At 57.6% G+C, this 9,766-nt stretch carries 11 protein-coding genes and 1 pseudogene; 6 read left to right on the forward strand and 6 right to left on the reverse strand.

The annotated features are described in order from the left end of the window. On the reverse strand, nucleotides 1-211 hold a 211-nt coding region (locus BMY36_RS17910; protein WP_139194133.1), incomplete at its 3' end, for a winged helix-turn-helix transcriptional regulator. Nucleotides 212-316: 105 nt separating this feature from the next. On the opposite strand from BMY36_RS17910, the pseudogene BMY36_RS17915 reads away from it, so the two are divergent. Continuing rightward, nucleotides 317-484 (forward strand): annotated as a pseudogene (locus BMY36_RS17915) (IS110 family transposase); the annotation flags it as partial. 249 nt (nucleotides 485-733) lie between these two features. On the opposite strand, the gene BMY36_RS17920 reads toward BMY36_RS17915, so the two are convergent. After that, nucleotides 734-1,045: an ETC complex I subunit gene (locus BMY36_RS17920; RefSeq protein ID WP_050518284.1), complete on the reverse strand. Its 312-nt coding sequence runs from the start codon at nucleotides 1,043-1,045 to the stop codon at nucleotides 734-736. Nucleotides 1,046-1,377: 332 nt separating this feature from the next. Between BMY36_RS17920 and uvrB the strand changes: the two genes are divergently transcribed. Next, on the forward strand, nucleotides 1,378-3,558 hold the full coding sequence (gene uvrB, locus BMY36_RS17925; RefSeq protein ID WP_050518283.1) for an excinuclease ABC subunit UvrB: 2,181 nt from the start codon (nucleotides 1,378-1,380) through the stop codon (nucleotides 3,556-3,558). Nucleotides 3,559-3,766: 208 nt separating this feature from the next. Continuing rightward, nucleotides 3,767-3,973, forward strand: coding sequence for a cold-shock protein (locus BMY36_RS17930; RefSeq protein ID WP_050518282.1), 207 nt, complete (start codon nucleotides 3,767-3,769; stop codon nucleotides 3,971-3,973). A 53-nt stretch (nucleotides 3,974-4,026) separates the two neighbouring features. Here the strand turns inward: BMY36_RS17930 and BMY36_RS17935 are convergent, their stop codons facing one another. After that, complete coding sequence (locus BMY36_RS17935) at nucleotides 4,027-4,467, reverse strand: hypothetical protein (protein WP_050518281.1); 441 nt, start codon at nucleotides 4,465-4,467, stop codon at nucleotides 4,027-4,029. Nucleotides 4,468-4,711: 244 nt separating this feature from the next. On the opposite strand from BMY36_RS17935, the gene BMY36_RS17940 reads away from it, so the two are divergent. Then, nucleotides 4,712-5,713 (forward strand): amidohydrolase family protein, encoded by a 1,002-nt coding sequence (locus BMY36_RS17940; protein WP_082224730.1) that lies wholly within the window; start codon nucleotides 4,712-4,714, stop codon nucleotides 5,711-5,713. A gap of 6 nt (nucleotides 5,714-5,719) precedes the next feature. Here BMY36_RS17940 and BMY36_RS17945 read toward each other — a convergent pair whose 3' ends face one another. Further along, nucleotides 5,720-6,730: a diguanylate cyclase domain-containing protein gene (locus tag BMY36_RS17945; protein WP_414811668.1), complete on the reverse strand. Its 1,011-nt coding sequence runs from the start codon at nucleotides 6,728-6,730 to the stop codon at nucleotides 5,720-5,722. 9 nt (nucleotides 6,731-6,739) lie between these two features. Beyond that, complete coding sequence (locus BMY36_RS17950) at nucleotides 6,740-7,327, reverse strand: heme NO-binding domain-containing protein (protein ID WP_050518278.1); 588 nt, start codon at nucleotides 7,325-7,327, stop codon at nucleotides 6,740-6,742. Nucleotides 7,328-7,589: 262 nt separating this feature from the next. Here BMY36_RS17950 and rimO point away from each other — a divergent pair, with 262 nt between their 5' ends. Next, nucleotides 7,590-8,972, forward strand: a complete 1,383-nt coding sequence (gene rimO / locus BMY36_RS17960) for a 30S ribosomal protein S12 methylthiotransferase RimO (protein ID WP_050518285.1) — start codon at nucleotides 7,590-7,592, stop codon at nucleotides 8,970-8,972. Nucleotides 8,973-9,114: 142 nt separating this feature from the next. Here the strand turns inward: rimO and BMY36_RS17965 are convergent, their stop codons facing one another. Next, nucleotides 9,115-9,483 carry a hypothetical protein gene (locus BMY36_RS17965; protein WP_050518277.1) on the reverse strand — a complete coding sequence of 123 codons (369 nt, stop codon included), beginning with the start codon at nucleotides 9,481-9,483 and terminating at the stop codon, nucleotides 9,115-9,117. A 14-nt stretch (nucleotides 9,484-9,497) separates the two neighbouring features. Between BMY36_RS17965 and BMY36_RS17970 the strand changes: the two genes are divergently transcribed. Then, the coding region (locus BMY36_RS17970) for a transposase (RefSeq protein WP_175469311.1) at nucleotides 9,498-9,766 on the forward strand (269 nt) is incomplete at its 3' end.

The raw sequence follows: 9,766 nt of genomic DNA on the forward strand, positions 1-9,766 counted from the left end.
CAGTTTTTAGCCATCCGGCCAATTTATCAGCAAAAAGATCAAGCTTGCTCTGCCGATCTGGCGTCGTGAACTGCGGCTCAATCGTGCCCGCGTTCAAATGCTTCGTAATCGTGTTGCGCGACAAACCAGTCCGGCGCGAAATCTCCCGGATCGATAGCTTCTCGCGCAAAGACATGCGTCGGATTATGTTCAAAAGTCCCATGTGTATCACTCCATTGCTCCCCGTGGCGCAGCGCGCTGGGGGAAGGGTCACATGGCTCAATTCTCAGTGGAAATTATTCGATAAACCGGCTCACTTCTAAGTGGAAATCAACAAGCCTTGGTCGCGATGAGATTCAACCCTGACCTCAAGGCAAAATATCAAGCCATGATTAAAGCTGGAAAGCCACCAAAAGTCGCCCTTACTGCGCTCATGCGAAAGCTGATTGAACTCGCCAACGCCCTCATCAAAGCAAACCGAAATTGGGTGATTAAAGAGGCTTGATCAAGACGGATACTCTGATGGTCAAAAACCGCCAACTTTTGAACCTTCCAGAAAGCCTTTACCCCCAGATCGGGAAACCTTTACCCGAAACCTGAAGGACTATGGTCGCAGGGACACAAGTCTATACCTGATGTGCCTCTCTAAATGATGTGCCGTAGAATCCCGAAGTGACCACATGCAGTAGGGCGGGAAGCCTCGCCGGATCTTTACCCCGATTTCGTGGCAACTTTGCCCGGATTTACAATCACGTTAGTGGGTCCAAACACCACGCCGGAACGTGGCAAAATTTTCGCCATAGCCGCCAGCGCGAATGTTGGCTTTGCGTGCTTGTGGTTCAGTCACCGAATAGTCGATGCCATGCGCTTTTGCATACGCCTCTGCCGCGTCGCGGCTGTCAAAACGCAAGCGTACTTGCGAATTCATATCGTCGCTAGAGGTCCAGCCCATCAACGGATCGACCGAGCGCGCCGAGGATGGCACGAAATCCAGCACCCATGTTTTGGTCTTGGCGGTTCCCGATTGCATCGCAGTTCGGGCAGGTTGGTAGATACGCGCGCGCATGGGTAGGCTCCTTAGGCTAGGCTTGCGCCATATGCGGGAAAATTGGGGGAATTTGCAAGTGCTTTGCCTGAAGGGGTGGGTGCTGCCGACCGATCGCTGGGAGTGTGGGTGGGGTGTGTGGTGCGATCGGCCGACAGTCTTTGCTGCTTGCCTAATTACTTTGCATCATCATTTCCAACAACTCAACCAAAAGATGTAAGTTTTCATCTTATATTCCCTAAAATTGAACTTTATTTGATAACCCGACTTAAACCATAGTTATCAATGCGTTAACGTGGCCCCTTGCACCGGAACAAAAACAGACCAAATCTAGGGGGTCGGAAGGAATCACAATGCCCCACAATAATCTGAATGCCCCCGCGACCCGCCCCGAGGTGCTGACCCGCCCGAAACTGGAAGGCGGCAAGCGGTTTGTGCTGTCGACGCCGTTTTTGCCAGCTGGTGACCAGCCCCGCGCAATTGCGGAACTGTCGAGTGGGATTGATGCGGGCGATCATGATCAGGTTTTGCTGGGGGCCACGGGCACGGGCAAGACGTTTACGATGGCCAAGGTGATCGAACAAACGCAGCGCCCGGCAATTATTTTGGCCCCGAACAAGACGTTGGCGGCGCAGCTGTATGGCGAATTCAAGGGGTTTTTCCCCGACAATGCCGTGGAATATTTCGTGTCCTATTACGATTATTACCAGCCCGAAGCTTATGTCGCGCGGTCCGATACCTTTATTGAAAAGGAATCGCAGATCAACGAACAGATTGACCGGATGCGCCATTCGGCCACCCGCGCGCTGTTGGAACGCGATGATGTGATCATTATCGCGTCTGTGTCGTGCATTTACGGCATCGGGTCGGTCGAAACCTATTCCGCGATGACGCAAGATTTGGTAGTGGGGCAAAATTACGACCAGCGCGGGATTATTGGTGAATTGGTCGCGCAAGCGTATCGCCGCAACGACCAAGCGTTTCAGCGCGGCAATTTCCGGGTGCGCGGCGACAGCCTGGAGGTATGGCCCGCCCACCTTGACGACCGCGCCTGGCGTTTTTCGTTTTTCGGTGAGGAGTTGGAGGCGATTATCGAATTTGACCCGCTGACGGGGGCTAAAACGGATAATTTTGATCAAATCCGAATCTATGCCAATTCGCATTATGTGACGCCACGCCCGACGATGCACCAAGCGATTATTGGCATCAAAAAAGAACTGCGGATGCGGTTGGACCAACTGACGGCAGAGGGGAAGTTGTTGGAGGCGCAGCGGTTGGAGCAGCGCTGTTCGTTCGATGTGGAAATGCTGGAGGCGACGGGGGTTTGCAACGGGATTGAAAACTATTCCCGCTATCTGACGGGCCGCGCGCCCGGAGAGCCGCCGCCCACCCTGTTCGAATTTATCCCCGACAATGCGATTGTGTTTGCCGACGAATCGCATGTGTCGGTGCCGCAGATCGGGGGCATGTATAAAGGCGACTTTCGGCGCAAGATGACGCTGGCCGAACACGGGTTTCGCCTGCCGTCTTGCATGGACAACCGCCCCTTGAAGTTTGAAGAATGGGATGCGATGCGCCCGCAGTCGATTTTCGTGTCCGCCACCCCATCTAAATGGGAGCTGGAACAGGCGAGCGGCGTGTTCACCGAACAGGTTATTCGCCCCACGGGCTTGGTCGATCCGATGGTCGAAATTCGCCCAGTAGAGGCGCAGGTGGATGACCTGTTGGACGAAATTCGCCGCGTCGCGCTGGCAGGTTTGCGGGTTTTGGTGACCGTGCTGACCAAACGCATGGCCGAGGATTTGACCGAATATTTCCACGAACAAGGTATTCGCATTCGCTATATGCATTCGGACATCGATACCATTGAACGCATTGAAATTCTGCGCGATTTGCGGCTAGGCGCGTTTGATGTGCTGGTTGGCATCAACTTGTTGCGCGAAGGATTGGACATTCCCGAATGTGGGTTGGTGGCGATTTTGGACGCGGATAAGGAAGGGTTTTTGCGGTCTGAAACCTCGCTTATCCAGACCATCGGGCGCGCTGCGCGCAACGCGGATGGCCGGGTGATTATGTATGCCGACAAGATTACGGGGTCGATGGAGCGCGCGATTGGCGAAACCGACCGCCGCCGCGCCAAACAAGAGGCGTATAACCTTGAACATGGCATCACCCCCACCACGGTGAAAAAGAACGTGGAGGATGTGCTGGCGGGCCTGTGGGCTGGCGATACTGACCAGTCGCGCGTGACGACAAAAATCGACAAACCGATGCTGGGCAGCAATCTGTCGGCCCATTTGGACGGGTTGCGGGTGCAAATGCGCAAAGCCGCCGAGAATTTGGAATTTGAAGAGGCCGCGCGCCTGCGCGATGAGGTAAAGCGGCTGGAAGCGGTGGAATTGACCATCGCCGATGACCCATTGGCGCGCCAGTCGGTGGTGGAGGATGCTGTGGACGAGGCGCAAAAAATGGCAGGCCGGTCCACCGCCGGGCGGGCGGGGATGCGGGGCGGCAAACCGCGGCGCGGACGGTAAGACGTGCGGCGGATGGGGCCTTGCGCGCCCGCGCGGGCGCTGCCCACAGAGCCGCTTGCATTTCATACGGTTTGGCCGTATAAGAGTTGGGCGACGTTATGTCTATCGACCACTGCCCTTCCGTTCTACGGCCGCAGCCACTCGATTCTCAGCTGACGTGCCGAGCCGCCACATGGTGTGGGTGGATCACTAGATAGGAGACATCACGATGGCCAAAGGCACCGTGAAATGGTTTAACGAAACAAAGGGTTTTGGCTTTATTGCACCCGAAGGCAGCAGCAAAGACGTGTTCGTGCACATCTCTGCTTTGGAGCGCGCTGGTCTGCGCACGCTGGCCGATGGCGCCGCTGTGACGTTTGACATCGAATCCGGCCGTGACGGTCGCGAATCGGCAACAAACTTGTCGCTGTCCTAATCCGTCACCGGATACAGAATTCTGAAAAGGCGGGCCCGCTTGGCCTGCCTTTTTTATTGCGCTTGAAACACCAAGCGGTCGCGCATCGCATGTTCAAACCCAACGCGCAGCGACACGGCTGACACCGGGGCGCGCAGGACAACGGGGGTATGGCTGTCCTTGGGAAATTCTTGGGTTTGACATTCGGATGACACCAGCAAGATTGGCATGGACACGCCGCCTTTGTGCAGCAGCGATACCAGCTTGCGCCCCGCGTCCAGCCCACCAAACGCGTCACATTCGATCACGAACAGCCCGTACCCGGTGCTTTTCAAGATCAGCGTGTCCAGCGCGGCAAAGGGTTCGTTCACAATTTCAACGGCCCCGCCCAAGCCTGCCACGCGCACGGCAACCTTGCTGTCGCTGACCCGATCAGACGGGCTTAACAGCAGCACACGCACACCCCAGCCAACAATGGCGGAAACTTCGGCCTCGTCTTGACGAAAAAACTGCATACTCAGACTCCAAAGGCTTTTTTTGCTGTCCCCAACTAACCTGCTGAATCGTTCAATTTTAAGGAAAGATTAAGGGATTTTATCCCAACACGGACGCCATTATGGCGAAAGGGGGGCATGGCGATGCCGCAACGGGTTGCCCCCGGTGGTTAGGATAGCGCGGAAAGGTTGGCAAATCCTTAGCGGGAATTGCCCTGCGGGCCGGGCTGTGGTTTGATTTACGCAATTATTGGCGGGGGGCGGCATGGCATCGTTACGAATTGATATGCATTCGCATTATTACGGGGGCGCGTTGCCTGATATGCTGCGCGCGCGCACCGGTTTTCCGCGGCTGCACCGACGCGCCGATGGGCAGGATGCGATGGTCGCGATGAACGGCGAATTTCCGTTCTCGCCCGCCTATCACGACCCCGCCGTGGGGCTGGCGCAGATGGACGACTGCGGGATCACCCACCGCATGATCACTTTTCCGGGCGCTTTGGGGGTGGATTTGCTGCCGGTTGCGGCCGCGCCCGCCATTTCCGCCTTTAACGCACATTTGGCGGATTTGGGGCGGTCCAGCGCCGGGCGGTTGATTGGGCTGGCGGGCCTGCCCTTGGCCGATAGCGATTTGGCGGTGCGCGAAGTGGCGCACAGTCGCGCGATGGGCCTGCCCGGCATCATCCTGCCCGGCAATTATTTCCTAACGGAGGCGGCAGCAGCCCCCCTGCGGCCTGTTTTGGCAGAGGCGTCGCGCCTTGGTGCCTTGGTGATGATTCACCCTGGCCTTTTGGTGGGGCAACAGCCCCCGGTTTTGCCGCAGGACCACCCGCAATACCGCATCTCTGCGTTGGATTTGCAAAACCAGATCGCACAGACCGCGCTGACCGTCATTTTGTCAGACATGCTGGATACCTATCCGGGGATTCGGTTCCAAATCGTTAATCTGGGCGGCACGCTGCCGTTTATCTTTGAACGGTTGGAAAGCATTGCGCGGCACCGCAACCCCGATGCGCCATTCCCCAGCCATAGGTTGCGCGCGCTGTGGTATGATTGCGCATCACTAGGGCCCCGCGCGTTGGAGGCGGCGGTGGCGCTGTTGGGCGCGGACCGCATCATGCTTGGGTCCGACTATCCGATTTTCAAAGAAAACCCGGTGGCGGTGGTCGCCGCCGCCAACCTGACGCCCGTGCAGCGCCAACAGATTTTGGGCCAAACCGCCGCAAATCTGTTGGCGGGTTTGGGGGTGCAAGGGTTGGTGGTGTAGCCTGCGCTATTCGCCCGCTGCGCGCCTGTCACCACGAAAGAGTTGCGCCTGCCCCCGCCCTGCGTTTTTGGACGCATAAAGGGCCGTGTCGGCATCGCTTAACATCTGCTCCGCCTCGGGCGGGAGATAATCGGTGGAAATTGTGATGCCGATGCTGGCGGAAATGCGGCACACCTCACCCTGAAAATCGCTGGGTTCGCTGAGCCGTTCCACAACGCGGTTGGCGATGCGTGACAGCGATTCCGGTTCTGTCAACCCATTGAACAAAATCACAAATTCGTCGCCACCCACGCGGGCCACCGTGTCGCCGCTGCGGGTTTCCAGCAGCAAGGATTGCGCCACTTGGCGCAGCACATGGTCGCCCGCCGCATGGCCAAGCGTGTCATTGACCGCCTTGAAATAATCAAGGTCGATGTGCATCAGCCCAAAGGGAATGTGGTGTTCGATCAAGTTGGCCATCGCGAAATCCAAGGCCCGCCTGTTGCGCAAACCCGTCAACGTGTCGGTCAGCGCCTGCTCTTGGGCGGCGTCGCGCGCGCCTTGCAAGCGCAGGTTCAGCTGGCGCAGCTCCTCTGTTACAGCGGTTTTCGCCTCAACCAGATAGAGCAGTTCCATCGCCAAATCGGTGGCGGCAAAATCGGCGTCGGTCAGGTGATGGGCCACCACCGCCTCAATCACGCCGATGCCAAAGGACAGGTTTACCAAAACCCCGCCTTCACCGCCCAAGGCAACGGCGATGCCACGCAAGCTTTGCACATTGGCGACGCGGTGTGGCACGATGGACAGGCGTTCGCCCGCCCGGCGGCGCAGATCATCAACGGTGAAAATCGCGCCCGGGCGGCGCACCTCAAACACGTCGAAAAACGCGGTGCCGTCCAGCAGATTTGGCCCAAAAGCCTTGCGCAATGTGGTGCCGACAGATCGGATGCGCCCGTCAGGCATCGCCCAAACATGCATCGGCATCAACCCATTTACCGCCGCAGCAGCAATCATCATATCCGATTGGCCCATCCCCAGATCCACCCCTTACCCGCCCCGAGTCGACAAATCAAAACTGCGGCCTTGCGCATAGGCCACCTCCAGCAGTTGGATCACGATCATTTCGCCTTCCAAACTGCGCCCGTCATGGTCCAACAGCACCAGCGCGCCGTAATCATCGGCCATCGCCCGCAATAAGCCTACGATCACATGCCCGCTTCCCTCAATCGGAAAACGACATTGCAATGTGTAGAGCCTAGGCGAGATTTCATAAAGATCAAGCTGCGGCAGGTCGATATCGGCCAAGGCCAGTTGCCCGCGCCCGCGCGTTTCCTCCAGCGTTAGTAGAAAATCGGTAAAGGTGACGCCGCCAAACCGCAACAGGCGGCGCAGCGCGTCAAGGTTGGGGTCAGACACCAAAAATGTGCCCAAATCCTCCAATATCGTTTCACGCGGGCGGCGCAGGACCTGCACTGCGGCCGCGATCACCGCCTCCGTTGCGGCGTCGTCATAGGTCAGCATCGTTTCAAAACTGTCAAAGCCAAGGCGCGCCATGCGGGTGACCTGCACCCATGCGTCCGCCCCATGCGTGTCGCGCACATAGCATTGTATCGCCCTATTGATCAGCCCATGCATCCTGCGGTTCCTTTGCAGTCCCGCCAAGGGTTACGGTTGAACCCTTAATTTTCCGCCCTGCGGCTGTTGCGCTGCTGCTTTTGCCCCTGCCCCGGCCTGCGGCCACAACATGTTGTAAATTCATGATCCTCGCCGCCCAAAGCGCCCTTTGGCGGCACAGGGTGGTTCAAATGCGCGGTATTTTCTGCGCGTTTCGCTGCGTCAAACCGGGCGGGGTACCGCGCCCCTTCCCCAAAGCCCGATTCGCGGATATACCGCCGCCATGACACAAAATCCGCCCAACATCCGCCCCGATTTGGCCCCCAAGGCCCGCATCACCGCCCCCCGCCGCGAGGGCCAGCCGATGATCGGCATGGTCAGCCTTGGCTGCCCCAAGGCGCTGGTGGACAGTGAACGCATCCTGACCCGGCTGCGCGCCGAAGGGTATGCGATTTCCCCTGATTATGTTGGCGCAGACGCCGTGATCGTAAACACTTGCGGGTTTTTGGACAGTGCCAAGGCCGAAAGTCTGGATGCGATTGGCGAGGCGTTGCGCGAAAATGGGCGCGTGATTGTGACGGGCTGTTTGGGCGCGGAACCCGATTATATCCGCGAACATCACCCCAAGATTTTGGCGGTGACCGGCCCGCACCAATATGAACAGGTGCTGGATGCCGTGCATCTGGCCGTGCCGCCGTCGCCCGACCCGTTTATCGATCTTTTGCCCGCGTCCGGCGTGTCGCTGACCCCGCGCCATTACAGCTATCTGAAGATTTCTGAGGGCTGCAACCACAAGTGCAAATTCTGCATCATCCCCGATATGCGCGGGCTGTTGCAGTCGCGCCCGGCCCATGCCGCTATCCGTGAGGCGGAAAAACTGGTGCAGGCAGGTGTGCGCGAGTTGTTGGTGATTTCCCAAGATACCAGCGCGTATGGCGTTGATATCAAACACGCAACGGACAAAGGGCACCGCGCGCATATCACTGATTTGGCCCGTGATTTGGGGTCGCTGGGCGCCCAAAACGATCTCTGGGTGCGGCTGCATTACGTCTACCCCTACCCGCATGTGCGTGACCTGATTCCTTTGATGGCGGATGGCCTTATCCTGCCGTATTTGGACATCCCGTTCCAACACGCCCACCCCGATGTGCTTAAGCGCATGGCCCGTCCTGCCGCCGCCGCCAAAACGCTGGATGAAATCGCCGCGTGGCGCAATGTCTGCCCCGATATCACCCTGCGGTCCACCTTCATCGTCGGTTATCCCGGCGAGACGGAGGCCGAGTTTCAAACCCTGCTCGATTGGCTGGACGAGGCGCAGCTGGACCGCGTGGGCTGTTTTCAGTATGAAAACGTGGCTGGCGCGCGTTCTAACGCCCTGCCCGACCACGTTTCGAATGACGTAAAACAAGACCGCTGGAACCGCTTTATGGAAAAGGCCCAAGCCATTTCCGCCGCCAAACTGGCCGCCAAAGTGGGCCGCACCCTGCAAGTGATCGTGGATGAGGTGGACGAGGACGGCGCCACCTGCCGAACCAAATCCGACGCCCCCGAAATTGATGGCAATTTATTTATTGACGAGAGGTTTGAGGGGCTTGCGCCCGGCGATCTGGTCGATGTCGTGGTGGAGGAAGCGGGCGAGTATGATTTGTGGGGGCGGGTGGTTTGAGGGCGGTAAAACGAAAGACGTTCTAGCGTCATTTCGATAACAATCGTTTATACTTGTTGCTACCTGTAACTGGGTCAATCACTTTATTCCTTATGGGACAAAATTGATCAACGCAGTTGAGTATCGCATCTCCTTACCCGGCCTAAAATCGCTCCCCGATCCAATTTGCGAAACGTTGCCACATACTGCCAAACTCAGGTGTCTCCAATGCTGCAACGCTGTCTGTGACACCGCCAAGCGTTTTTATGCTCGTATTCCAAGCTGCTTGTGGCGACTTCTTAATTTTCGTCCAAACCTCTTGTTTTGTTGGAATTGGCAGCGCGCAGACCATAGCTCGATCTTCTGCTCGGGCAGATTCAGAATCCAGGGCCACCTGCAAATCATATAAGTCGGTCATATTATCGCAGGCCACTTTTAGTTCATAAGCAGTGGCCGCAAGAACGATCGCTATCCCATAAAAGGGGCTCTGTTGCACAAATCCCATGAGGGATTCATCTTGTGAATCCAGCATGGTAGCTGTGTGGTATGAGTAAACCGACACCCCTCGCCTACAAGACCAGGAACTGGTCCGCCTATAACGAAGCGCTCAAGCGTCGTGGCTCGCTGACGATTTGGTTCGATCCCACCATGACCTGGGAGGCTGCGCCGACCGGAAAACGTGGCCGACAGCCCGACTACAGTGACGCTGCGATCCAGACATGTCTGACGATGAAAGTACTGTTCGGCATGGCGCTGCGGCAGACGACGGGGTTTGTCGAGAGCCTCCTGCACCTGATCGACTTGGATTGGGCGGT

The sequence above is a fragment of the Pseudorhodobacter antarcticus genome, from assembly GCF_900110135.1.
GTDB classification, from domain to species: Bacteria; Pseudomonadota; Alphaproteobacteria; order Rhodobacterales; family Rhodobacteraceae; genus Pseudorhodobacter; species Pseudorhodobacter antarcticus.

Bases quoted from the DNA above. Each gene is read 5' to 3' on its own strand.
- uvrB (WP_050518283.1), top strand. From the start codon at position 1,378: ATGCCCCACAATAATCTGAATGCCCCCGCGACCCGCCCCGAGGTGCTG.
- BMY36_RS17965 (WP_050518277.1), bottom strand. From the start codon at position 9,483: ATGCTGGATTCACAAGATGAATCCCTCATGGGATTTGTGCAACAGAGC.
- BMY36_RS17940 (WP_082224730.1), top strand. From the start codon at position 4,712: ATGGCATCGTTACGAATTGATATGCATTCGCATTATTACGGGGGCGCG.
- BMY36_RS17950 (WP_050518278.1), bottom strand. From the start codon at position 7,327: ATGCATGGGCTGATCAATAGGGCGATACAATGCTATGTGCGCGACACG.
- BMY36_RS17920 (WP_050518284.1), bottom strand. From the start codon at position 1,045: ATGCGCGCGCGTATCTACCAACCTGCCCGAACTGCGATGCAATCGGGA.
- rimO (WP_050518285.1), top strand. From the start codon at position 7,590: ATGACACAAAATCCGCCCAACATCCGCCCCGATTTGGCCCCCAAGGCC.
- BMY36_RS17935 (WP_050518281.1), bottom strand. From the start codon at position 4,467: ATGCAGTTTTTTCGTCAAGACGAGGCCGAAGTTTCCGCCATTGTTGGC.
- BMY36_RS17930 (WP_050518282.1), top strand. From the start codon at position 3,767: ATGGCCAAAGGCACCGTGAAATGGTTTAACGAAACAAAGGGTTTTGGC.